Source organism: Pseudomonas sp. XP2, assembly GCF_053557975.1.
The window spans coordinates 66,172-90,203 of sequence record NZ_JBNRIK010000007.1 but is presented as its reverse complement, the minus strand read 5'-3'; the positions used below and the strand labels follow the sequence as shown (position 1 = coordinate 90,203).

26 protein-coding genes are annotated in these 24,032 nt (G+C 62.9%); all 26 read right to left on the bottom strand.

Annotated elements, in window-relative coordinates; translation table 11 throughout:
• Positions 1 to 45 precede the first annotated feature (45 nt).
• On the bottom strand, positions 46 to 441 hold the full coding sequence (locus ACK1VC_RS10505) for a DUF2802 domain-containing protein (RefSeq protein ID WP_016488405.1): 396 nt from the start codon (positions 439 to 441) through the stop codon (positions 46 to 48).
• 1 nt (position 442) lies between these two features.
• Positions 443 to 922: a chemotaxis protein CheW gene (locus ACK1VC_RS10500; RefSeq protein ID WP_003254393.1), complete on the bottom strand. Its 480-nt coding sequence runs from the start codon at positions 920 to 922 to the stop codon at positions 443 to 445.
• A 43-nt stretch (positions 923 to 965) separates the two neighbouring features.
• Complete coding sequence (locus tag ACK1VC_RS10495; RefSeq protein WP_060519422.1) at positions 966 to 1,859, bottom strand: CheW domain-containing protein; 894 nt, start codon at positions 1,857 to 1,859, stop codon at positions 966 to 968.
• The gene (locus tag ACK1VC_RS10490; RefSeq protein ID WP_016488407.1) at positions 1,859 to 2,647 is read right to left on the bottom strand and encodes a ParA family protein; all 789 of its coding nucleotides are present in this window, start codon (positions 2,645 to 2,647) and stop codon (positions 1,859 to 1,861) included. Before ACK1VC_RS10490 ends, ACK1VC_RS10495 begins: the two co-directional genes overlap by 1 nt.
• Before the next feature lie 203 nt (positions 2,648 to 2,850).
• The gene (motD, locus tag ACK1VC_RS10485) at positions 2,851 to 3,708 is read right to left on the bottom strand and encodes a flagellar motor protein MotD (RefSeq protein WP_016488408.1); all 858 of its coding nucleotides are present in this window, start codon (positions 3,706 to 3,708) and stop codon (positions 2,851 to 2,853) included.
• Positions 3,709 to 3,711: 3 nt separating this feature from the next.
• Positions 3,712 to 4,452: a flagellar motor protein gene (locus ACK1VC_RS10480; RefSeq protein ID WP_449117950.1), complete on the bottom strand. Its 741-nt coding sequence runs from the start codon at positions 4,450 to 4,452 to the stop codon at positions 3,712 to 3,714.
• Positions 4,452 to 5,576: a protein-glutamate methylesterase/protein-glutamine glutaminase gene (locus ACK1VC_RS10475; RefSeq protein WP_060519418.1), complete on the bottom strand. Its 1,125-nt coding sequence runs from the start codon at positions 5,574 to 5,576 to the stop codon at positions 4,452 to 4,454. Before ACK1VC_RS10475 ends, ACK1VC_RS10480 begins: the two co-directional genes overlap by 1 nt.
• A 46-nt stretch (positions 5,577 to 5,622) precedes the next feature.
• Positions 5,623 to 7,866, bottom strand: coding sequence for a chemotaxis protein CheA (locus ACK1VC_RS10470; protein ID WP_191086850.1), 2,244 nt, complete (start codon positions 7,864 to 7,866; stop codon positions 5,623 to 5,625).
• A 12-nt stretch (positions 7,867 to 7,878) separates the two neighbouring features.
• A complete protein-coding gene (locus ACK1VC_RS10465; RefSeq protein WP_016488412.1) occupies positions 7,879 to 8,667 on the bottom strand; it encodes a protein phosphatase CheZ in 789 nt (262 codons plus the stop codon).
• Between the two features lie 20 nt (positions 8,668 to 8,687).
• Positions 8,688 to 9,062, bottom strand: coding sequence for a chemotaxis response regulator CheY (locus ACK1VC_RS10460; protein ID WP_161775562.1), 375 nt, complete (start codon positions 9,060 to 9,062; stop codon positions 8,688 to 8,690).
• 120 nt (positions 9,063 to 9,182) lie between these two features.
• A complete protein-coding gene (gene fliA, locus ACK1VC_RS10455; RefSeq protein ID WP_016488414.1) occupies positions 9,183 to 9,923 on the bottom strand; it encodes an RNA polymerase sigma factor FliA in 741 nt (246 codons plus the stop codon).
• Positions 9,920 to 10,753, bottom strand: coding sequence for a flagellar synthesis regulator FleN (gene fleN, locus ACK1VC_RS10450; RefSeq protein ID WP_016488415.1), 834 nt, complete (start codon positions 10,751 to 10,753; stop codon positions 9,920 to 9,922). Before fleN ends, fliA begins: the two co-directional genes overlap by 4 nt.
• Before the next feature lie 93 nt (positions 10,754 to 10,846).
• Complete coding sequence (flhF, locus tag ACK1VC_RS10445; RefSeq protein WP_016488416.1) at positions 10,847 to 12,154, bottom strand: flagellar biosynthesis protein FlhF; 1,308 nt, start codon at positions 12,152 to 12,154, stop codon at positions 10,847 to 10,849.
• An 11-nt stretch (positions 12,155 to 12,165) separates the two neighbouring features.
• The gene (gene flhA / locus ACK1VC_RS10440; protein WP_016488417.1) at positions 12,166 to 14,295 is read right to left on the bottom strand and encodes a flagellar biosynthesis protein FlhA; all 2,130 of its coding nucleotides are present in this window, start codon (positions 14,293 to 14,295) and stop codon (positions 12,166 to 12,168) included.
• Positions 14,296 to 14,451: 156 nt separating this feature from the next.
• On the bottom strand, positions 14,452 to 15,594 hold the full coding sequence (gene flhB, locus ACK1VC_RS10435; RefSeq protein WP_016488418.1) for a flagellar biosynthesis protein FlhB: 1,143 nt from the start codon (positions 15,592 to 15,594) through the stop codon (positions 14,452 to 14,454).
• 2 nt (positions 15,595 to 15,596) lie between these two features.
• Positions 15,597 to 16,373 carry a flagellar biosynthetic protein FliR gene (gene fliR / locus ACK1VC_RS10430; protein ID WP_016488419.1) on the bottom strand — a complete coding sequence of 259 codons (777 nt, stop codon included), beginning with the start codon at positions 16,371 to 16,373 and terminating at the stop codon, positions 15,597 to 15,599.
• 7 nt (positions 16,374 to 16,380) lie between these two features.
• Positions 16,381 to 16,650 (bottom strand): flagellar biosynthesis protein FliQ, encoded by a 270-nt coding sequence (gene fliQ / locus ACK1VC_RS10425; RefSeq protein WP_016488420.1) that lies wholly within the window; start codon positions 16,648 to 16,650, stop codon positions 16,381 to 16,383.
• A gap of 21 nt (positions 16,651 to 16,671) precedes the next feature.
• Complete coding sequence (gene fliP / locus ACK1VC_RS10420; protein WP_016488421.1) at positions 16,672 to 17,427, bottom strand: flagellar type III secretion system pore protein FliP; 756 nt, start codon at positions 17,425 to 17,427, stop codon at positions 16,672 to 16,674.
• Complete coding sequence (gene fliO, locus ACK1VC_RS10415) at positions 17,427 to 17,861, bottom strand: flagellar biosynthetic protein FliO (RefSeq protein WP_033734953.1); 435 nt, start codon at positions 17,859 to 17,861, stop codon at positions 17,427 to 17,429. Before fliO ends, fliP begins: the two co-directional genes overlap by 1 nt.
• 12 nt (positions 17,862 to 17,873) lie before the next feature.
• Positions 17,874 to 18,341: a flagellar motor switch protein FliN gene (gene fliN / locus ACK1VC_RS10410; protein WP_023048288.1), complete on the bottom strand. Its 468-nt coding sequence runs from the start codon at positions 18,339 to 18,341 to the stop codon at positions 17,874 to 17,876.
• A 47-nt stretch (positions 18,342 to 18,388) separates the two neighbouring features.
• Positions 18,389 to 19,357 carry a flagellar motor switch protein FliM gene (gene fliM, locus ACK1VC_RS10405; RefSeq protein WP_013973595.1) on the bottom strand — a complete coding sequence of 323 codons (969 nt, stop codon included), beginning with the start codon at positions 19,355 to 19,357 and terminating at the stop codon, positions 18,389 to 18,391.
• 9 nt (positions 19,358 to 19,366) lie between these two features.
• Entirely contained in the window at positions 19,367 to 19,864 is a 498-nt protein-coding gene (fliL, locus tag ACK1VC_RS10400; RefSeq protein ID WP_016488424.1) for a flagellar basal body-associated protein FliL, read from the bottom strand.
• A gap of 351 nt (positions 19,865 to 20,215) precedes the next feature.
• Entirely contained in the window at positions 20,216 to 21,472 is a 1,257-nt protein-coding gene (locus ACK1VC_RS10395; protein ID WP_096426592.1) for a flagellar hook-length control protein FliK, read from the bottom strand.
• 72 nt (positions 21,473 to 21,544) lie between these two features.
• Complete coding sequence (locus tag ACK1VC_RS10390; RefSeq protein WP_016488426.1) at positions 21,545 to 21,892, bottom strand: Hpt domain-containing protein; 348 nt, start codon at positions 21,890 to 21,892, stop codon at positions 21,545 to 21,547.
• Between the two features lie 48 nt (positions 21,893 to 21,940).
• Entirely contained in the window at positions 21,941 to 23,632 is a 1,692-nt protein-coding gene (locus ACK1VC_RS10385) for a fused response regulator/phosphatase (protein ID WP_070086896.1), read from the bottom strand.
• 8 nt (positions 23,633 to 23,640) lie between these two features.
• A complete protein-coding gene (locus tag ACK1VC_RS10380) occupies positions 23,641 to 23,946 on the bottom strand; it encodes an STAS domain-containing protein (RefSeq protein ID WP_016488428.1) in 306 nt (101 codons plus the stop codon).
• Between the last annotated feature and the right edge of the window lie 86 nt (positions 23,947 to 24,032).

Genomic DNA, 24,032 nt, shown 5'->3' with positions numbered 1-24,032 from the left:
CAATCGCGGCAATAGAAAAAGGCGACCTCAGGTCGCCTTTTCACGTTATTCGCTGCGATGCAACTTGCTCATCAACTCTGCCTCGGCCCGCGTCAGCCCGCAGGTTTCGGTCAACTCCGACACGCTCGCGCCCATCCCCACCAACTTGGCCGCCTGGCTGAACGTGACACTACTGGGGTCGCGTTGCTCCAGCCGCTCCAGCCGGTCAGGCACACTGGCCACCGACACACGCAGCTCGTGAAGGGCCTCGCCCATGCGCACGGTACCGTTCTGGTAGTCGTCCAGGCGCTTGGCCAGGTCCTTGATGCGCTGGTCACGCAGGGCATCGCCCTCGGCCTGCTGCGCAGCCAGCTCGCGCTGGCGCTTGCTGTAGTTGAGGAAGAACCACAGGCTCAGCGCCCAGACCAGCGCCAGGAAGATGACAGCAACCTCTAGGATCAACTCAGATGTTCTCCAGCTCGGACCACTCTTCCTCGGTCATCATCTTGTCCAGTTCGACGAGGATCAGCAGTTCACCGTTCTTGTTGCACACGCCCTGAATGAATTTGGCCGACTCTTCGTTACCCACATTCGGCGCGGTCTCGATTTCGGACTGGCGCAGGTAAACCACCTCGGCCACGCTGTCGACCAGAATGCCGACCACTTGCTTATCGGCTTCGATGATGACGATACGGGTGTTGTCGGTGACCTCGGTCGGCATCAGGCCAAAACGCTGACGGGTGTCGATCACTGTCACCACGTTGCCGCGCAGGTTGATGATACCCAGCACGTAGCTTGGCGCACCCGGCACCGGGGCAATCTCGGTGTAGCGCAGCACTTCCTGCACCTGCATCACGTTGATGCCGTAGGACTCGTTGTCCAGACGGAAGGTAACCCACTGCAGGATCGGATCTTCGGAACCTTGTGCAGACGACTTTTTCATTCCCCTACCCTCAAAATCCGCTGTTTGGCGGTTGTGTTCTGTGTCATTTCTGTTTGGCGTGCATCTGCTTGACCGCGCCGCTGGCGATCAGCTCGGCCAGTGCGGCGACGTCGAGCAATGCACACATGTGTTCAATCACCGTGCCAGCCAGCCACGGGCGCTGGCCCCGCTGGCTGCGCCACTTGATTTCGGACGGGTCCAGGCGCAGCGAACGGCTGACCTGGTGTACGGCCAGCCCCCATTCGTAGCCCTGCACGGAAATCACATAATTCAGGCCTTGGCGAAAATCGTCGCGGTAGCGGTCGGGCATTACCCAACGCGCCGTGTCCAGCACCTTCAGGTTGCCGGCCTGGCAGGTCAGGATGCCGAGGAACCAGTCCGGCTGGCCGAACAGCGGGGTCAGCTCCTGGCCGGCCAGGTTGTAGATCGAGCCCAGGCACACCAGCGGCACCGCCAGGGTCAGGCCGGCGACATCGAACAACAGGCATTCGAATGGCTCGGCCGCCCACACCGGGCGGCCGTCCACGGTGGCCGGCGGCACCGGCAGGTTCGGCGCCGGGAGGTGCACGTCGACCAGCGGCACTGCGGGTTCCACGGTTTGTTCTTCGACCAGCACCGGGATGGCGGCCTCGGCGATCACCTGCTGCTCGACCACCGTGACCACCGGCGCTTCTATCGGCATGACGCTGGGCAACACCGCCACCTTGGGTTCGGCAAACGGCCGTTGGGCAAGGCTGGCAGGGGCTTGGGCTGGCATCGGCCCGGCGGGCTGACGCGCATCACGTGCCTGCTCCTCGCGCACCGCCTCGGCGAACTCGTCTGGCGCCGCTGGCGGCTCAAACAGCTCTTGGGCTTCGGTGGCCTCCTGCAACAGGCCGTCGAGGTACGACTGCAGGGCCATCTGCGGCCGGGTGCTGGTGTGTCGGGTCTGGGTCATCAGGCCACCTGCACTGCGGTCTTGTAAGTCAGCAGGTGCTTGAGCAGCGCCCGATAGGCAATCAGACCGCGGCTCTTGCTGTCGAACTGCGAGGGCGTGACGCCCTTGCGGCTGGCATCGCGCAGGCGCGTATCGACTGGGATGTAGCCCTGCCACACCTGTTGGCCGTAGGTATCACGCAGCAGCTTGAGTGTGCCCAGGGAGGCCTGGGTACGGCGGTCGAACAGGGTGGGTACGATCTGGTACGGCAGCGCCTGCTTGCGCGAACGGTTGATCATGGCCAAGGTGCCAACCATGCGTTCCAGGCCCTTCACTGCCAGAAATTCGGTCTGCACCGGTATCACCAACTGCTGGCTGGCGGCCAGGGCATTGACCATCAGCACACCCAGCAAGGGGGGGCTGTCGATCACGGCATAGTCGAAATCCTGCCACAGCTGCGCCAGACTCTTGGCGATCACCAGGCCCAGGCCATTTTGCCCGGGTGACTGGCGCTCCAGCACTGCCAAAGCGGTGCTCGACGGCAACAGCGAAATGCGCTCGTCGCTGGTAGGCAGCAACAACTGCCCGGGCAGGCCGTCTGGCACTGCGCCCTTGTGCAGGAACAGGTCGTAGCAGCTGTGCTCCAGCGCATCGGGGTTGTGCCCGAAATAGCTGGTCATCGACCCGTGCGGATCGAGGTCGACGACGACCACGCGCTTGCCAGCCTCAGCCAGCAGGCCAGCCAGGGCGATGGTTGTGGTGGTCTTGCCGACGCCACCTTTTTGATTGGCTACTGCCCAGACTCTCATCAAGCAAACTCTATCTATTGATTTGGCAGGGACACTGTAGAAACAACTATCCAAGAGCCGGCACGACCCCTGTGGGAGCGGGCGAGCCCGCGAACACCGGCGCAGCCGGTGCCGTTCACCGCGTCGCCTGCTTCGCGGGCATGCCCGCTCCCACAGGGGACGGAGTCACTTTCAATACAATGGCGCGACGGGGAATTGACGGATCACTGCCCCGCCACCGTTGCTGACGTTGCCGGTGCACTTTGTGTGCCAGCCCGGCGCAATGCGGCATCCGGCGTTGCATTGGCACTGCCCGAGCCCGTCAGGCTGCGGCGCACTTCGAGGTTACGGGAAATCACCAGCACCACCCGGCGATTACGCGCGCGACCGTCGGCGGTGTCATTGCCCGCCACCGGCTGGTACTCGCCATAACCCACCGATGCCATGCGTGCCGGGTTGACCCCTTCCATGGCCAGCAGGCGCACGATGCTCGCCGCCCGTGCCGACGACAGCTCCCAGTTGGTCGGGTACTGTGCCGTGCGGATCGGCAGGTTGTCGGTGAAGCCTTCGACATGCACCGGGTTGGCGAATGGCTTGAGGATGTTTGCCACCTTCTCGATGATGGCAAACGCCTTGTCGCTGGGCATGGCATCGCCACTGCCGAACAACAGCGATGAATTCAGCTCGATCTCGATCCACAGCTCGTTGCCGCGCACGGTCATCTGGTTGCTGTTGATCAGGTCGCCAAAGGCATCGCGCACGTCATCGCTGATGGTTTTCAACGGGTCGACCTGGGTCGCCGCCAAGCCCGCTTCGGTCTGCTCGCTGTCTTTGACCAGCGGCTCTGCCGGGCGCACGCTCAACGGCTGCTCATCGCCAATAGGGATCGGTTTCATGCTGCGCTCAGGGTCGTTGAACACCCCGAGCAAGGCCTGGGAAATGACCTTGTACTTGCCCTCGTTGATCGAGGAAATCGAGTACATCACCACGAAAAAGGCGAACAGCAAGGTGATGAAGTCAGCGTACGACACCAGCCAGCGTTCGTGGTTTTCGTGTTCCTCGGTATGACGACGGCGACGCATGGGTTACTCCATGAAGCCTTGCAGCTTCAACTCGATCGAGCGCGGGTTTTCACCCTCGGCAATCGACAACAGGCCTTCGAGCAGCATCTCGCGGTAGCGCGACTGGCGCATGACGTTGGCCTTGAGCTTGTTGGCGATCGGCAGCAGGATCAGGTTGGCGCTGGCCACGCCGTAGATGGTGGCGACAAAGGCCACGGCAATGCCGTTGCCCAGCTGCGAAGGGTCAGCGAGGTTGCCCATCACGTGGATCAGGCCCATCACCGCACCGATGATGCCGATGGTCGGCGCGTAGCCGCCCATGCTCTCGAATACCTTGGCAGCCTGGATGTCACGGCTCTCCTGGGTCAGAAAGTCGACTTCAAGGATGCTGCGGATGGCTTCTGGCTCAGCGCCGTCCACCAGCAATTGCAGGCCTTTGCGCGCATACGGGTCGGGCTCTGCATCGGCCACGCCCTCAAGGCCCAGCAGGCCTTCCTTGCGCGCGGTCAGGGTCCAGTTCACCACACGGTCGATACCACCCGCCAAGTCTACCCGCGGCGGGAACAGTATCCAGCGCAAGATCTGCAAGGCGCGCTTGAAGGAAGACAGCGGCGACTGCAACAAGGCTGCCGCCAGGGTGCCACCCAGCACGATCAGCGCCGCCGGGCCATTGACCAGCGCGCCGACATGGCCACCTTCCAGAAAGTTGCCACCGACGATGGCGACAAAGGCGAGAATCAGGCCGATCAGGCTGAGGACGTCCATCAGACGCAGGCCTCCACCAAGTGCTTGCCGATTTCGTCCAGGCTGTAGACCGCATCGGCCAGGTTGGCCTTGACGATGGCCATGGGCATGCCATAGATCACGCAGCTGGCTTCATCCTGGGCCCACACGGTACTGCCGCCCTGCTTGAGCAGGCGTGCACCTTCACGGCCATCGGCGCCCATGCCGGTGAGCACCACCGACAGCACCTTGTCGCCGTAAGACTTTGCTGCCGAACCAAAGGTGATGTCCACGCACGGCTTGTAGTTCAGGCGCTCGTCACCGGGCAGGATCTTCACGGTGCCACGGCCGTCGATCATCATCTGCTTGCCGCCGGGGGCCAGCAGGGCCAGGCCTGGGCGCAGCACGTCGCCGTCCTCGGCTTCCTTCACGTTGATGCGACACAGCTTGTCCAGGCGTTCGGCAAAGGCCTTGGTGAACGCCGCCGGCATGTGCTGGATCAACACGATCGGCGCCGGGAAGTTGGCAGGCAGCTGGGTCAATACCCGCTGCAGGGCCACGGGGCCGCCCGTGGAGGTGCCAATGGCCACCAGCTTGTAGGGTTTGCGCTTGGGGGCTGGCGAGTGCGACGCCGCCGGGGCAGCTGCACGGGCCGGCGCCGCAGGACGGGCTGGCGCGGGGTTGGCGAAACTGCTGGCGGGCGCAGGGCTGCTGGCCGGCACCGGCGCGGCGGCCGGTGCCGTCCTGGCATAGCTGCCCAGGCGGCGGTTGCTGCGCGAAAGGGTATGCACCTTCTCGCACAGCATTTGCCTGACCTTGTCGGGGTTGCGCGAAATGTCCTCGAAGTTTTTCGGCAGGTAATCCACCGCGCCAGCATCCAGCGCGTCGAGGGTGACGCGAGCGCCTTCGTGGGTCAGCGAGGAAAACATCAACACCGGCGTCGGGCAGCGCTGCATGATATGCCGCACCGCGGTGATGCCGTCCATCATGGGCATCTCGTAGTCCATGGTGATGACATCGGGCTTGAGCGCCAGCGCCTGGTCGATTGCTTCCTTGCCATTGGTCGCGGTACCCACTACCTGGATCGTCGGATCCGCCGAGAGGATTTCCGAGACGCGGCGGCGGAAGAAACCGGAATCATCCACCACCAGGACCTTGACTGCCATAAACACTCCATTAGGCGGCGCAACCCGCCAGGGTGCGCCACCGAAATCAAATACGCCGTGCGGCGTAACGCTTGAGCATGCTCGGGACATCGAGAATCAACGCGATACGACCGTCACCGGTGATGGTGGCCCCGGACATGCCCGGGGTGCCCTGCAACATCTTGCCCAGCGGCTTGATTACCACTTCTTCCTGGCCCACCAGTTGATCGACGACAAAGCCGATGCGCTGCGTGCCAACCGACAGGATCACTACGTGGCCCTCGTGCTGCTCTTCGTGCACCTGGCCCTGTACCAGCCAGCGCTTGAGGTAGAACAGCGGCAGCGCCTTGTCGCGCACGATCACCACTTCCTGGCCGTCGACCACGTTGGTGCGCGACAGGTCGAGGTGGAAGATTTCGTTGACGTTGACCAGCGGGAAGGCAAACGCCTGGTTGCCCAGCATCACCATCAGGGTGGGCATGATCGCCAAGGTCAGCGGCACCTTGATGACGATCTTCGAGCCCTGGCCCTTGGCCGAGTAGATATTGATCGATCCGTTGAGCTGGGAAATCTTGGTTTTCACCACGTCCATGCCCACGCCACGGCCAGACACGTCGGAAATCTCGGTCTTGGTCGAGAAGCCCGGGGCGAAGATCAGGTTGTAGCAGTCCGATTCACTCAGGCGCTCAGCGGCATCCTTGTCCATCAGGCCTTTTTCCACGGCCTTGGCACGCAGGATGTTCGGGTCCATGCCCTTGCCGTCGTCAGAGATCGACAGCAGGATGTGATCACCTTCCTGTTCGGCCGACAGCACCACACGGCCGGTGCGGGCCTTGCCAGAGGCTTCACGCTCATCGGGCATCTCGACACCATGGTCGACGGCGTTACGCACCAGGTGCACCAACGGGTCGGCCAGGGCCTCGACCAGGTTCTTGTCCAGGTCAGTCTCTTCGCCGACCAGCTCCAGGTTGATCTCTTTCTTCAACTGGCGGGCAAGGTCGCGCACCAGACGCGGGAAGCGGCCGAACACTTTCTTGATCGGCTGCATGCGGGTTTTCATCACCGCCGTCTGCAGGTCGGCAGTGACCACGTCGAGGTTGGACACGGCCTTGGACATGGCCTCGTCGCCGCTGTTCAGGCCCAGGCGTACCAGGCGGTTACGCACCAGCACCAGTTCGCCGACCATGTTCATGATTTCGTCCAGGCGCGCGGTGTCAACGCGGACAGTGGTTTCCGCTTCGCTGACGGCATGCTTCTCTGCTGCCGGAGCCGATGCACGAGGGGCCGGCGCAGGCTTGCTGGTGGCCGCGGGTGCGGGGGCAGCAGGGGCTGGCTTGGCGACCGGCTGGCTGTCGGCCTTGGCTTGAGCAGGCGCTTGCACCTTGGCAACAGCCGGGGCCTCGACCGCAGCAACGTCACCACCAAACTTGCCCTTGCCGTGCAACTGGTCCAGCAGGGCCTCGAACTCGTGCTCGCTGATTTCGTCGCTGGCGGCGCTGTTGTCAACCGCGACCGGCGCCGGCGCGCTGGCGGCAGGCAAGGCATCGGCCTGGAATGTGCCCTTGCCATGCAACTGGTCGAGTAACGATTCGAATTCTTCGTCGGTAATTTCGTCGCTTGCCGCGTCTGCAGGCACGGCGACCGGCTGTACCGCGACTTCGACACTGAACTGGCCTTTGCCGTGCAACTGGTCGAGCAGCGACTCGAATTCGGCGTCAGTGATTTCGTCACCTTCGCCACTGCCAGCCTCGCCTTGCATCTGCTCGTCGACCGCGGCTTGCGCCTTGACCGCATCGAGCGAGTCGAGCAACTGCTCAAACTCGCTGTCGGTGATGTCCTGTTCATCGGCAGGGGCCGTGGCCGCAACCGGCGCCTCGGCTGACGGTGCCGCTGCAACAGGCGCTTGGGCAACCTCGGCGCCACCGGGTTCGGCCAGCCGCGACAGGGCCGCCAGCAGCTCGGGCGTGGCCGGGGTAACCTCGGCACGCTCGCGCACCTGCCCGAACATGCTGTTGACCGTGTCGAGTGCCTCAAGCACCACATCCATCAGTTCCGCATCGACCCGGCGCTCACCTTTGCGCAGGATGTCGAACACGTTCTCGGCGATATGGCAGCACTCCACCAGCTCGTTCAGCTGAAGGAAGCCGGCGCCCCCTTTTACAGTGTGGAAACCGCGAAAGATCGCATTGAGCAAGTCGGCATCGTCGGGTCGGCTTTCCAGCTCGACCAGTTGCTCGGACAGTTGCTCAAGAATTTCGCCGGCTTCTACCAGGAAATCCTGGAGGATTTCTTCATCGGCGCCGAAGCTCATCAAACGTGCTCCTTAAAAACCCAGGCTGGACAGCAAATCATCGACATCGTCCTGACCGGACACAACGTCTTCACGCTTATCGGCATGAATCTGCGGACCTTCACCCCGAGTCGGATGTTTTTCTAGATCTTTTTCTGCGCGCAGTTGATCGTGGTCATGCTGGATACCGGCAAAGCGGTCGACCTGGCTGGCCATCAGCACCAGTTTGAGCAGGTTGCTTTCCACCTCGGTCACCAGCGTGGTGACGCGTTTGATCACCTGCCCGGTCAGGTCCTGATAGTCCTGAGCCAGCAGAATGTCGTTGAGGTGGCCGGCAACCTTGCGGTTACCTTCAGCGCTGTGCGTGAGGAAACTGTCGACGCGTTTGACCAGGTCACGGAACTCCGGCGCTGCCACTTCGCGGCGCATGAAGCGCTGCCAGTCGGTACTCAGGGCCTTCGCTTCGCTGGCCAGGTCGTTGAGCACCGGGGTGCTTTCCTCGACCAGGTCCATGGTGCGGTTGGCCGCACCCTCGGTCAGCTTGACCACGTACGACAGGCGCTCGGTAGCGTCGGTTATCTGCGACACCTCCTCGGCCTGTGGCATGGTCGGGTCGATCTGGAAGCTGACGATAGCGCTGTGCAACTCGCGGGTCAGCTTGCCGACCTCCTGGTACAGGCCACGGTCGCGAGTCTGGTTCAGCTCATGAATCAGCTGTACCGCCTCGCCGAAACGGCCCCGCTCCAGGCTTTCGACCAACTCCTGGGCATGTTTCTTCAGGGTCGATTCGAACTCCCCCAAAGACGTTTGTGATGAATCCATGGCGCGCCCCCTGACGTGACTCAGCCGTTGACGCGTTCGAAGATCTTCTCGATCTTTTCTTTGAGCACCTGGGCGGTGAACGGCTTGACCACATAGCCATTGACGCCGGCCTGGGCCGCTTCGATGATCTGGTCGCGCTTGGCCTCGGCAGTCACCATCAGTACCGGCATGGTTTTCAGCTTTTCACTGGCACGCACTTTACGCAGCAGGTCGATACCGGACATGCCGGGCATGTTCCAGTCGGTCACCAGGAAGTCGTAGTGGCCGTTTTCCAGCATCGGCAGCGCCGTGGTGCCATCGTCGGCTTCTTCGGTGTTGGTGAAGCCCAGGTCACGCAACAGGTTCTTGATGATCCGCCGCATCGTCGAAAAGTCGTCAACGATGAGGATTTTCATGTTCTTGTCCAATTAGACCTCCAAGCAGTCTCAAACGCGCCCGGCCGACCGGGCACGCACTCATTCAATTCGGTACAACGTGGAAAACGCACGTGGAAAACGACTGCAACGACCCCGGGCTCAACGTGCCCGCCATTCCCCCAGGCGGCTACGCAGGCGCGCGGCACATTGGCTGTGCAACTGGCTGACCCGCGATTCGCTGACCCCAAGCACCTCGCCGATTTCCTTGAGGTTCAGCTCTTCGTCGTAGTACAGCGCCAATACCAGGCGCTCACGCTCCGGCAGGTTGGCAATGGCCTCGGTCAGGGCAGCCTGGAAGCGTTCGTCCTCAAGGCCACGTGCAGGTTCGACGTGGCCACTGGCGCCATCCTCATGCAGCCCTTCGTGCTCGCCGTCCTGCAACAGGTCGTCAAAGCTGAACAGGCGGCTGCCCAAGGTATCGTTCAAGATCCCGTAGTAATCATCGAGACTCAACTGGAGTTCGGCAGCAACTTCATGATCTTTAGCGTCTCGACCGGTTCTGGCTTCAACGGCACGCATCGCGTCACTGACCATGCGGGTATTGCGGTGCACTGAACGCGGTGCCCAGTCGCCCTTGCGCACCTCGTCCAGCATGGCCCCGCGGATGCGGATGCCGGCATAGGTTTCAAAGCTGGCGCCTTTGCTGGCGTCATACTTGTTGGCCACTTCAAGCAGGCCGATCATGCCGGCCTGGATCAGGTCCTCGACCTGCACGTTGGCCGGCAACCGCGCCAACAGGTGGTAGGCAATGCGCTTCACCAGCGGGGCGTAGCGTTCGATCAGCTCGTACTGGCCGTCTTTCGCTGCCCGGCTGTACATCTTGAAGCCGCTGGCATTCATAGCACGGGTCCCGCGCTGGTGGGCTGCACCAGACGCTCGACAAAGAACTCCAGGTGACCGCGCGGATTGGCCGGCAGCGGCCAACTGTCAACCTTCTGGGCAATCGCCTTGAAGGCCAGCGCGCACTTGGAGCGTGGGAACGCTTCGTAGACGGCGCGCTGCTTCTGCACCGCCTTGCGCACGCACTCGTCGTACGGCACGGCACCCACGTACTGCAGGGCCACATCGAGGAAGCGGTCGGTGACCTTGGTCAGCTTGGCGAACAGGTTGCGCCCTTCCTGCGGGCTCTGCGCCATGTTGGCCAGCACACGGAAACGATTCATCCCGTAGTCGCGGTTGAGCAGTTTGATCAGGGCGTAGGCATCGGTGATCGAGGTGGGCTCGTCACACACTACCAGCAGCACTTCCTGGGCGGCGCGAACGAAGCTGACCACCGACTCACCAATCCCCGCTGCAGTGTCGATCACCAGCACGTCGAGGTTGTCGCCGACTTCACTGAACGCCTGGATAAGACCGGCATGCTGGGCCGGGGCCAGGTGCACCATGCTCTGGGTGCCCGAGGCTGCGGGGACGATGCGCACGCCGCCAGGGCCCTGCAACATCACGTCACGCAGCTCACAGCGCCCTTCGATGACATCGGCCAGGGTACGTTTGGGGGTAAGGCCCAGCAACACGTCGACGTTGGCCAGGCCCAGGTCGGCGTCCAGCAGCATGACCCTGCGGCCAAGCTCGGCCAGCGCCAGGGACAAGTTCACTGAAACGTTAGTCTTGCCGACGCCACCTTTGCCACCGGTCACGGCGATCACCTGTACGGGATGCATGCTACCCATGTCTGTTCTTTACCTTGTCTCGCTGGGACTCAGGCCACACGTGGGGCAATTCTGCGTACCCCTTGGCATAGCTACTTTGCACACGCTTCATGGTCAACCCGCTCGCCGGGGGTTGTGATAGAGATCAGCGAACATGTCGGCCATGGCCTCTTCGCTGGGCTCGTCCTGCTGCTGCACATTGACCGCACGGGAGACCAGCTGGTGGCCGCGCGGCAGGTGCAGGTCGTCAGGAATGCGCGGGCCATCGGTCAGGTAGGCCACGGGCAGTTCATGACTGATGGCAAGGCTCAGCACATCGCCAAGGCTTGCCGTTTCATCCAGCTTGGTCAGGATGCAACCGGCCAGACCACAACGTTTGTAGCTGTGGTAGGCGGCGGTCAGCACCTGTTTCTGGCTGGTGGTGGCCAGCACCAGGTAATTCTTCGCGGCAATGCCACGCCCGGCCAAGGTTTCCAGCTGCATGCGCAGTGCCGGGTCGCTGGCCTGCAGGCCGGCGGTATCAATCAGCACAACGCGCTTGCGCAACAGCGGTTCCAGCGCCGCGGCCAGGGACTGGCCCGGGTCGACGTAGGTCACTGGCACGTTGAGGATGCGGCCCAGGGTCTTGAGCTGCTCCTGCGCGCCGATACGAAAGCTGTCCATGCTCACCAGCGCCAGGTTCTGCGCGCCGTACTTGAGCACGTAGCGGGCAGCCAGCTTGGCCAGGGTAGTGGTCTTGCCCATGCCGGCAGGGCCGACCATGGCAATCACCCCGCCCTCTTCGATCGGCTCGATTTCCGGCATTTCGATCATCCGCGCCAGGTGCGCCAGCAGCATGCGCCAAGCCTGGCGAGGCTCTTCGATCTCGGTGGTGAGGTCCAGCAGCTCACGGGCGATCGGCCCGGACAGGCCGATACGCTGCAGACGGCGCCAGAGATTGGCCTGCTGTGGCTTGCTGCCTTGCAGCTGGTTCCAGGCCAGCGAACCGAGCTGCACTTCCAGCAACTCGCGCAGGCCCGACAGCTCGGAGCGCATCGCATCGAACAGGCGCGGGTCGACCGGCGCGGCAGCCGGGGCAGCGGCGGGCTCAGGGGCATCGACGTGCGGCTCGATCAACGGCTCGGCGGCCGTCAGCGACTGCCCGGCAAACAATTGGCGGTTGTTGTCGCTGCTGTCCTGGCGGTGGTCCAGCTCGGCCTGGGCGGTAGCGATGCGCGTGTGGGTCTTGCGCAGCTCTTGTTCCAGCTCGGCGTTAGGCACGCGCGGGGCCAGGGCGGACAGCTTGTAGTCCAGCGCGGCCGTCAGTTCGACACCACCGGCAATGCGGCGGTTGCCAATGATCGCGGCATCGGCGCCCAGCTCGTCACGGACCAGTTTCATGGCCTGACGCATATCGGCGGCGAAAAATCGCTTAACTTGCATTATCCACTACCTCAGCCGTTAGGGCCCACGGTGGCAACGATGGTGACTTGCTTGTTGTCCGGTATTTCCTGATACGCCAGCACATGCAAATTCGGTACAGCCAGGCGACCGAAACGCGACAGCATGGCGCGGATCGGGCCGGCGACCAGCAGGATGGCCGGCTGGCCCTGCATTTCCTGACGCTGGGCCGCTTCGATCAGCGAACGTTGCAGCTTCTCGGCCATGCTCGGCTCCAGAAGAACACCATCTTCCTGACCCTGCCCGGCCCTTTGCAGACTATTGAGCAAAATCTGTTCCAACCTTGGCTCCAGGGTAATCACTGGCAGCTCCGACTCAACGCCGACAATGCTTTGCACGATGGCGCGACACAATCCGACGCGCACCACCGCCACCAGCGCGGCGGTATCTTGACTCTTGCCGGCGTTGTTCGCGATGGCTTCGGCAATACTGCGAATATCGCGCACCGGCACCTGTTCCGACAACAGCGCTTGCAGCACCTTGAGCAGGCCCGACAAGGAAATGACACCGGGCACCAGCTCTTCTGCAAGTTTAGGCGATGCCTTGGACAGTACCTGCAGCAGTTGCTGAACCTCTTCGTGGCCGATCAGCTCGTGACAGTGCTTCTGCAAGATCTGGTTGAGGTGGGTGGCCACCACGGTGCTTGCGTCGACCACGGTGTAGCCCAGCGACTGCGCCTGTGAACGCTGGCCGACATCGATCCACACCGCCTCCAGGCCAAACGCCGGGTCGCGTGCGGCAATGCCGTTGAGGGTGCCGAACACTTGCCCAGGGTTGATCGCCAGCTCCCGGTCCGGGTAAATCTCCGCTTCGGCCAGGATTACCCCCATCAGGGTCAGGCGATAGGCGCTGGGCTGCAGGTCGAGGTTGTCGCGAATATGCACGGTGGGCATGAGGAAACCCAGGTCCTGGGACAGCTTCTTGCGCACACCCTTGATCCGCGCCAGCAACTGGCCGCCCTGGTTGCGGTCGACCAGCGGGATCAGCCGGTAGCCGACTTCCAGGCCGATCATGTCGATGGGCGTCACGTCGTCCCAGCCCAGTTCCTTGGTATCAAGCGCGCGCTGCGGCGAGGGCAGCAGGTCTTGCTGCCGCTGCGCCTCCTGCTGCGCGTCCAGCTTGGCCTTGTGCTGCTTCTTCCACACCAGGTAGGCACCGCCACAGGCCAGCAGGCCAAGGCCGAGGAAGGCCACGTGGGGCATGCCAGGCACCAGCCCCATGACGATCATCAGCGCGCCGGACACCGCCAGCGCCTTGGGCGAATCGAACATCTGCCGGTTGATCAGCTTGCCCATGTCTTCGGAGCCCGAGGCACGGGTAACCATGATTGCGGCGGCAGTGGACAGCAGCAGGGATGGCAATTGCGCCACCAAACCGTCACCGATGGTCAGCAAGGCGTACACCTTGCCGGCATCACCGAAACTCATGCCGTGCTGCAGCATGCCGATCAGCATGCCGCCAATCAGGTTGATGAACAGGATAAGCAGGCCGGCAATGGCGTCACCGCGCACGAACTTGCTGGCACCGTCCATCGAGCCGTAGAACTCCGCCTCCTGCGCCACCTCGGCACGGCGGTGCTTGGCCTGGGCCTGGTCGATCAGGCCGGCGTTGAGGTCGGCGTCAATGGCCATCTGCTTGCCGGGCATGGCGTCGAGGGTGAAACGCGCGCTCACCTCCGAAATACGCCCGGCACCCTTGGTCACCACCACGAAGTTGATGATCATGAGGATGGCAAACACCACGGCACCGACCACGTAGTTGCCGCCGATCACCACCTCACCGAAGGCCTGGATTACCTTACCGGCAGCACCGTGGCCCTCCTGGCCGTGCAGCATGACCACACGGGTGGACGCCACGTTCAGGGCCAGGCGCAACAGCGTGGCCACCAGCAGGATGGTGGGGAAGGCGGCAAAGTCCAGTGGACGCAGGGCGTACACGCAGACCAGCAGCACCACGATCGACAGGGCGATGTTGAAGGTGAAGAACACGTCGAGCAGGAACGGCGGTATCGGCAACATCATCATTGCCAACATCACCAGCAGCAGCAACGGCACACCCAGATTGCCCCGGCCGAGGCCGGCCAGGTTGTTGCGGGCGTTGCTGATTAACTGAGTGCGATCCACCGCGAGTCCTCTTGATGCAAAACTTTGACGCCCAGGGGGCGCCTGGGCGTGGCTTTGCAAGAAGCCTTCCAACTTTGCTCGGTGGGAGATTTATGTTTCCTGTGCTGGCCTCATCGCGGGCATGCCCGCGAAAGGGCCAGAAGCCCTGACACAAGGTCAACTGTCGCGGCGCAGGTCCGGCGGGATCGGCAGGTCTTCTTTCAACGGCTCTGGCCGCTTGCCCCTGCCAGCGCGGTACTGGCGGATCTGGAACACATAGGCCAGTACCTGCGCCACGGCCAGGTACAAGCCGGCAGGGATTTCCTGCTCAGGCTCGGTGGAGTAGTAGATCGCCCGCGCCAGCGCCGGCGATTCGAGGATCTGGATCTTGTGCTCCACACCAATCTCACGAATCTTCAGGGCCATGAAGTCGGTGCCCTTGGCCAGCAGCAAGGGTGCTGCCCCGCCCTTCTCCGGGTCGTACTGCAGGGCCACCGCATAGTGCGTCGGGTTGGTGATGATCACATCGGCCTGCGGCACCGCCGCCATCATGCGCCGCTGCGACATCTCGCGCTGCAGTTGGCGAATACGTTGCTTGACCTCGGGCTTGCCCTCGCTGTCCTTGTACTCGTCGCGCACTTCCTGCTTGGTCATCTTCATTTTCTTGTGCGTCTGGTACAGCTGGATGGGCACGTCCGCCGCCGCAATCAGCAGCAGCCCGGCCGACATCCACAACGCACTCCAGCCCACCACCTGCAGGCTGTGAATGATCGCCTGCTCAAGCGGTTCGTTGGCGATCGACAACAATGCCTGGCGGTCGCTGACCAACACCACCACCGCCACCGCCAGAATCACGAAGAATTTGGCCAGCGCCTTGAGCAGCTCGGTCAAGCCATTCACCGAGAACATCCGCTTGATCCCCGACAGAGGGTTCATGCGGCTGAATTTTGGCTGCAGCAAGCTGCCCGAGAACAGGAAACCGCTAAGGGCAATGGGCGCAACGAAGGAAATCACGAACAGCAGGATAAGCACCGGCTGCACCGCCCATATCGCCATCTTGCCCGAGGCCAGCAGGAAGGCGCCCATTGCCCGCTCGTCGACAATGATGTCGCGCGTGAGGCTGAAGTTCATGCGCATGATGCTCAGCAACGTCTCGGCCATGTGACCGCCGAACGCCAGCAGGCCTCCAGCGCCAGCCAAGGTCACCGCCACCGTGTTCAGCTCCTTGGAGCGCGCGATCTCGCCTTTCTCGCGGGCATCGCGCTTGCGTTTCTCGGTGGGGTCTTCTGTCTTGTCCTGACCGCTCTCGCTTTCTGCCATGCTCAGCGCGCCCTCGCCAGTTCACGCAGCCATTGCAGCGCTTCGCTGGCCAATGCCTGATAGTGGGACAGCACATCGGCCAGACCCACCCAGAAAATGAGCATGCCCAGGACCAGGGTCAACGGGAGGCCAATGGAGAAGATGTTCAACTGTGGCGCGGCTCGGGTCATCACGCCAAAGGCGATGTTCACCACCAGCAAGGCGGCGACGACCGGCAGGATCAGCAGCAGGCCGGCCGCAAACATCCAACCCACTCGCCCGACCAGTTCCCAGAACTGGTTGACCACCAGCGCATTGCCCACCGGCAAGGTGGTAAAGCTTTCGGTCAGTACTTCGAACACCACCAGGTGGCCGTTCATCAACAGGAACAGCACGCTTACCAGCATGGTCATGAACTGGCTGATCACCGTGACGTTCACGCCGTTGGCGGGGTCGACCATCGAGGCGAAGGCCATACCCATCTGCACCGCGACGATCTGCCCGGCAATCACGAAAGCCTGGAACAGCAACTGCAGGGCCAGGCCGAACAGCGTGCCGACGATGATCTGTTCGCCACACAGCAACAGGCCTCGCAGGCTCAGCGGGTCGAATTCGGGCAGCGGCGGCAGCGCCGGCACGATCACCACGGTAATGGCCACCGCCACGTACAGGCGCACCCGCGCCGGCAGCATGCGAGTGCCAAAGATCGGCATGGTCATCAGCACCGCAGTCACCCTGAACAACGGCAGGATGAAGGTGGCGACCCAGGTGCCGATCTGCGCGTCGGTCAGCTCCAGCATGTCAGCGTCAACCGATGAGCTGCGGGATGTTGGTGTAGAGGGTGGTGATGTACTCCATGAACTTCTGTACCAGCCATGGCCCGGCAACGATCAGCGTAACCAGCATTACCAGCAGGCGCGGCAAAAAGCTCAGGGTCTGTTCGTTGATCTGCGTGGCGGCCTGGAACATCGCCACCACCAGGCCCACCAGCAGGCTCGGCACCACCAGCACAGCGACCATCAGGGTGGTCAGCCACAGGGCGTCACGGAACAGGTCGACGGCTACTTCGGGTGTCATCGGCGGCTCTCCTTGACGGCGTCAGACGCCGCCGAAACTGCTGGCCAGGGTGCCCATGATCAGCGCCCAGCCATCCACCAGCACGAACAACATGATCTTGAACGGCAGCGAGATGATCAGCGGCGACAACATCATCATACCCATGGCCATCAGCACACTGGCCACGACCATGTCGATGATCAGGAACGGGATGAAGATCATGAAGCCGATCTGAAACGCGGTTTTCAGCTCGGAGGTAACGAATGCCGGCACCAGAATCGTCAGCGGGACCTGATCGGGGCCGGCGATGTCGGTGCGCTTGGACAGGCGCATGAACAAGTCCAGGTCGCTTTGCCGGGTTTGCGCCAGCATGAAGTCCTTGAGCGGCACCTGGGCCTTGTCGATGGCCTGCTGGGCAGTCATCTGCTCCTTGAGGTACGGCTGCAGGGCGTCCTGGTTCACCCGGTCGAACACCGGCGCCATGATGAACATGGTCAGAAACAGCGCCATGCCGGTCAGGATCTGGTTGGACGGCGTCTGCTGCAGGCCCAGGGCCTGACGCAGGATCGAGAACACGATGATGATGCGGGTAAAACTGGTCATCAGGATGACGAACGCCGGGATGAAGCTGAGCGCCGTCATGATCAGCAGAATCTGCAGGCTGACCGAATACTCCTGCTGCCCGTCCGCCCCGTTGGACAGGGTAATGGCCGGGATCGACAACGGGTCGGCGGCCAGGGCCAGCGGCGCAGCCAGCAGCAGCGCCAAAGTCAACAACATACGCAGCGGGCCGCTCATCACTTCTTGTCCTTAGGGTCCTTGCCCATCAGCTCCATCAACCGCTGGGCAAATTCCGGCGTTGCCTGACGTGCGCCAGCCGGCACTTCCACGGGTTCGGCCAGCACATGCAGCGCCTCGATGCTACCGGGGGTGTGGCCAATCAGGATCTGCTCCTTGCCCACCTGCACCAGCAGCAGGCGGTCACGCGGGCCGATGGCCCGGCTGCCGACGATCTCGATCACCTGCCCGCCCTTCACCGCCGTGCTCTGCATGCGCCGCAGCACCCAGGCCAGAAAGAAGATCAGGCCCACCACCAGCAGCAGACCGAAGACCATCTGCGCCAACTGACCGCCAAGGCTGCCAGGCGCCGTCGCCGGGGTTGCCGCCGGCGTGGCTGCAGCCAGACAGGCCTGGCTGGCCAGCAGCGCAGCGAACGCCGCAAAGGCGCGCATCGTGCCCTTCACTCAGCGCAGCTTCTTGATACGTTCGCTGGGGCTGATCACGTCGGTCAGGCGAATGCCGAACTTCTCGTTGACCACCACCACTTCGCCATGGGCAATCAGTGTGCCGTTGACCAGCACGTCCAGCGGCTCGCCGGCCAGGCGGTCAAGCTCGATCACCGAGCCCTGGTTGAGCTGCAGCAGGTTGCGGATGTTGATCTCGGTGCTGCCCACTTCCATGGAAATGTTCACCGGAATGTCCAGGATCACATCCAGGTTCGGGCCTTCGAGGCTGACGTTTTCGTTCGGCTTCGGCGAGCTGGCGAACTCTTCCATCGGCATGCGGCCGGGGCCGCCGCTGCTGCCGGTGTCACCGCCCAGCAGCGCATCGATGTCGGCCTGCCCCGCCGAGCCGGTCTCTTCAAGGGCCGCAGCCCACTCATCGGCCAGCGCCTGGTCCTCTGCGGAGGTGATCTCGTTTTCGTTAGCCATGGTTTCCTCTACAGGCATTCAATTCGTTATGAGCGACCGGCACGCCGTCAGCGGCGTTCGATCGGGTCGATGATCTGCAGGGCCAGGTTGCCCTTGTGCGAACCCAGGCGCGCCTTGAACGACGGCACGCCGTTGGCACGCAGAACCAGGTGCTCGGGCAGCTCCACCGGGATCACGTCGCCAGGCTGCATGTGCAGAATGTCGCGCAGTTTCAGCTGGCGGCGGGCGACCGTGGCGGTCAGGGGCACGGCCACATCCAGCACGTCCTCGCGCAGGGCCTTGACCCAGCGCTCGTCCTGGTCGTCCAGGTCGGACTGGAAACCGGCATCGAGCATTTCCCGCACCGGCTCGATCATCGAGTACGGCATGGTCACGTGCAGGTCGCCACCACCGCCGTCCAGCTCGATGTGGAAGGTGGACACCACCACAGCCTCGCTGGGCCCGACAATGTTGGCCATGGCCGGGTTGACTTCGGAGTTCATGTACTCGAAGGTGACCGGCATGATCGCCTGCCAGGCTTCCTTGAGGTCGACGAAGCACTGGTCCAGCACCATGCGCACCACGCGCAGTTCGGTAGGGGTGAATTCGCGGCCTTCGATCTTGGCGTGGCGGCCATCGCCACCGAAGAAGTTGTCTACCAGCTTGAACACCAGCTTGGCATCGAGGATGAACAGCGACGTGCCGCGCAGCGGCTTGATCTTCACCAGGTTGAGGCTGGTCGGCACGTACAGCGAGTGCACGTATTCGCCGAACTTCATCACCTGCACGCCACCCACGGCCACGTCGGCAGAACGGCGCAGCAGGTTGAACATGCTGATACGGGTGTAACGGGCGAAGCGCTCGTTGATCATTTCAAGGGTCGGCATGCGACCCCGTACGATACGGTCCTGGCTGGTCAGGTCGTAGCTTTTGATACTGCCAGGCTCGGATGCGCTTTCGGTCTGCACCAGCCCGTCGTCGACGCCGTGCAACAGGGCATCGATTTCATCCTGGGACAGCAGGTCCTGTACGGCCATTGCGGACTCCTACTGCAATACGAAATTGGTGAACAGCAACTGGTCGATGACCGGCTTGCCGACTTCCTTCTGCGCCACTTCCTGGACCACTGCGGTAGCCTTCTGGCGCAACATCTCCTGCCCGACCGGGCTGCTGGCCAGGGTGTCGAAACCCTGCCCGGAGAACATCATCACCAGGTTGTTGCGGATCACCGGCATGTGCACCTTCAGGGCATCCAGGTCAGCCTGGTTACGCGCCTGCATCGTGATGCTCAGTTGCATGTAGCGCTGGCGGCCGTTCTGGTTGAAATTCACCACGAATGCCGGGGTCAGCGCCTCGTAGATCGCCGCAGGCTTGACGTTACCGGCGGCAGGCTCGGCGGCCGGGGCCGACTCGCTCTTGTGCATGATGAACCAGGTAGCGCCCACCGAAAGGCCGATCGCCAGCAACAGGCCTACGACCGCCAGCAGGATCAGCTTGAGTTTGCCTTTAGTGGCGGGGTCTTTGACTGCTTCGCTCTTCGCCATGCCAATAATCCGTCGTCCATCGGGGGTTCAAAGGTGGATGGCTTGGCTTGAGCAAGTGTTATGCCAGAATTCGGCTTCAGGGATTTTACGGCGGTGAGATCGAGCGCCGCCCGCGCGGCGCATCGCGAGCTGCGCTCGCTCCTACGTTTGTTGCGGGCCAATTAATCCTGTGGCATTTGCGCGCGTACGCTTGGGCGCATGGCACGTTATCACGTCCTGAAAACCAAGCGGTCGCGCGCGCCCGGCCCAGGCAATACTGGCCCGAAACAAACGTAGGAGCGAGCGCAGCTCGCGATGCGCCGCGCGGGCGGCGCTCGATCTAAGTAGGCGCCAAAAACCCCCAGCCATGCATCACGCGTAGTAATCAACCGCACTGTCGCCGATAACCACTTGCTGTTCCACAGGTCGGGCGCTTTCGACTGGCTCGGCCCCACCCTGCTCCGCCTGCCGTGCCGCCACCCCGGACAGGTTGCTGCCCTGCGCCTGCCCCTGCTGCTGTTGCTGCCCGCGCGACTGGTCGGCCACGTTGACATCTGGCTGCGCCAGCCCCTGCTGGGCGAACAGTTCGCGCAAGCGGTGCACCTGGCTGTCGAGTGCATCACGCACACCGGCGTGGCCGCTGATGAAGGTGACTTGGGTCGATTGGTCCGTCGCAACATTGACGCGAATATCCAAACGGCCCAGCTCGGCCGGCTCCAGCTGGATATCCGCCGACTTGAGGTTCTGGCTGGACAAGTACATGACCCGGTTGACCAAGCCCTCGGCCCAGGCGCCCTGGTTCATCGGCAATGGCTGGTGCAGCGGGCCGGCATTGGCCGGTACGGCGTTGGCGGTCTTGGCCGTGGCAGCCTGGGTCAGGCTGGCCAGGCGGTTGGCAAAATCATCGATGCGGGTGTCGCTATCGGCGCTCTTGGTGTCTTTCAGGCCATCTTCAAGCAGGGCACCAAAAGCCTTGTCACCCGACTCACCCGCTTCACCCTCGGCATGCTCCACCAGGTTCGCCAAGGTATTGACGGTTGCCTGCCCATCTTCGCCCTGGGCGCGGGACGGGTCCAGGGCATGCGCCGAGGTAGCGCCTTTGGCCTGGGCGCTGTGCTCCAGCGCCAGGCGCAAGGTTGGCAGGTTGGCCAACGGGTCGGCATCGGGGTCGAAGGCTTCTTCGGCAGATGGCGCTTCGGGCAGTGCCGCAGCCTGCGCCGTGGCCGCCTGCAGCACCGGCGCGACAGCCTCGGCCTGCGCCTGGATCAGCTGGGCGCCAGGCTGGGCGTCGGTGACCTGGCCGGCCACCAGGCTGGCATCACGCAGCGCGGTATCGGCCTGGGCAGCGTCATCAGCTGGCAACTTGTTGCCGTCATCGGCAACCGCAGTTTTCTCGGCGGGCTCTTTCTTGCCCCCCGCTGCCGCCTCAGGTTTGTCCTTGGGTTGGGCCGGGGCGACCTTGTCATTTTGCCCAGCGGCCTTGTCACGCCCCTGCCTGGCCATCACCTGGCCAAAGCCGTCACCCTTGTCACCCAACGCCTGCAGCGGTTTATCCGCCTGCGCGGTGGCCGAACGCGAGGTGCTTTTAATGGCGTTGGCTTGCAACAAAGGGTTGGGTGCGACAGGCATTGAGCGGTCTCCGCGCCAGGAACAGTAAAATCATCCAGCCAGAGAAAAGCAAGACTCGCGCCAACTCACGCATCAGCCTGCAGAAATACGCTGCTGCTCATCACGGTAGAAGCGCTGCACCACGCCATATTCCAGATCGATACGGTTGATCAGGTCTTCGATACCATACAGTGGGCGCTGCCGGGCGCGGTCTTCCAGTTGCTGACACAAGCGCGCCAGGGCCACTGCGCCCATGTTGCTGCTGCTGCCCTTGAAACTGTGGGCGGCAGCACCGAGCTCTTCGGCGCTTTTGGCCGCGTGCAACTGGCTCAAGCGCCGCTCGGAATCGTCGAGAAAGGTCTTCACCAACTGCAGGAAGCCATCTTCCATGACTTCACGCAGGTCACTGAGGACCTTGTGGTCAATATGCATGTCAGTCACTTGCTCACTCCTTGATCAAGCCAGATTATGCCCGAGCCAACCTGTGGCTCACCATATGAACTCCACATGCGCGCGACGCCCGTCCTCACTCCAGCGGGCGTTGCTGGCCAGCCGCTGGACCAGGTTCAGGCCACGCCCGCTCAGGCCGTGCGCCAGCGAAGGCCGCGACAGCACACGCTGCACGTCGAACCCGGCGCCGCTGTCGAGCACCTCAACTATCAGACGCCCGCCACCGGCGTGCGGTTCAACCGTAAAGTCGATGCGCACGAACCCGTCGGTCAACGCGCCCAGACGCCGGGCGCGCTCCTGGTAATAGTCGGCAAACCCCTGCCCATCGCGCTTGAGCCGCGAATCCAGGCCCAGCACCCCATGCTCCAACGCATTGGAATACAGTTCGCTGAGCACTGCGTGCAGGCTGCCGGTGCGTGCGCGCAGGCCGTGAATTTCCTGCAACAACTGCACCAGGTACGGCACCGGATTGAAGCGCTTGAGGCTTTCGCCCCGCACCTCGAACCCCAGCGACCAGTCCAGCGGGCTGGAGCGGCCGCTATCAGAGTAGATGATCGGCGCCGGCACCCGCTCCTCAGCGCTGAACATGCGAATGTCGCACAGGCTGATATCGTCCCGCGGGCGCCCGCCAAAGCGCTTCAATGCCTGCATCACCTCATCGAACAGCCGCTCCGGGTCGCGATTGTCGGCCAGCACCGTACGCAGGCGCCGCACGCCGAATAACCGCTCCTGGTCATCGGCGGTATCCAGCACGCCGTCCGACAATAATAACAGCCGCTCACCCGGCGCCAATGGCAACACTTCGGTGCTGTCATCGAAACGCTCCGCAGCCAGGATGCCCAGTGGGAGGTGCCGCGACCTCAGCGATGATAGCACCTGGCCATCAATCGACAAGTGATAACCATCGGGCATGCCCCCATTCCACACCTCTACTGCGCCACGCTGCAAGCTGAGGTCGAGCAGCAGCGCACAGCAGAACATGTCCACTGGCAGGATGCGTTTGAGCTTGGCGTTCATCTCGCGCAGGATCTGCGCCATGCCGTAGCCCTTGGCAGTCATGCCGTAGAACACCTCTGCCAGTGGCATGGCCCCCACCGCCGCCGGCAGGCCGTGGCCGGTGAAATCGCCGAGCAGCACGCGCATGTCACCGGCCGGCGTGAACGCGGCCAGCATCAGGTCGCCATTGAACAGCGCATAGGGCGATTGCAGGTAGCGGATGTTGGGGGCAGACAGGCATCCGGAGTGAGCCACCTTGTCGAACACCGCCTTGGCCACCCGCTGCTCGTTGAGCAGGTGGTGGTGGTGCCGGGAGATCTGGTCGCGCTGCTCCAGCACGGTAGCCTGCAGCCGGCGCAGGCGGTCCATGGCGCGAATCTTGGCGCCGAGGATCACCGCACTATAAGGCTTGGCCATGAAATCATCGCCCCCGGCCTCCAGGCAACGCACCAGGCCCTCTTCTTCATTCAGCGACGTCAGGAAAATGATCGGCACCAGCGCCTCGCCGGCCAGGGCCTTGATCTGCCGCGCCGCCTCAAAGCCATCCATCACCGGCATCAGTGCATCCAGCAGCACCAGCTGCGGGCGCCGCTCGACGAACAGCGCCACCGCCTGCTCGCCATTTTCTGCGGTGACCACCTGATGGCCCTGGCGCCGCACAATCTGCGCCAACAGCAGTCGGTCGGCGGCTCCGTCTTCGGCGACCAGCACTGTCAACGCCTGTTCGGCGGGCATGTCGACGCTCAACTGATGTCGAAGAGTTTTTCGAAATTGGAGATCGCAAGGATCTTGCGCACATCAGAGCTGGCATGCACCACGCGCACGTCCGACTCATCGCCGCCCGCGTGGTCCCTGAGCAACAGCAGCATGCCGAGCGCGGAACTGTCGAGGTAGGTGGTGTCTTTCAGGTCAACGATCACCGAATCGGGCCGGTACGGCTGGCGTTCGTAGGCGTCACGAAATTCCTGATGCTTGCCGAAATCGAAGCGCCCCTTGATCTTGATTGTCAGCTTTTTCCCTTCCTGCGAAAAATCAGTCTCGACTGCCATGCTAGCGATTCCTTCGATGATGGCGAATGCAACTCCAGTAAGGTTTAGCAGGCGATGGCATGGGTCGCAAGAACGCGCCCCCTGTA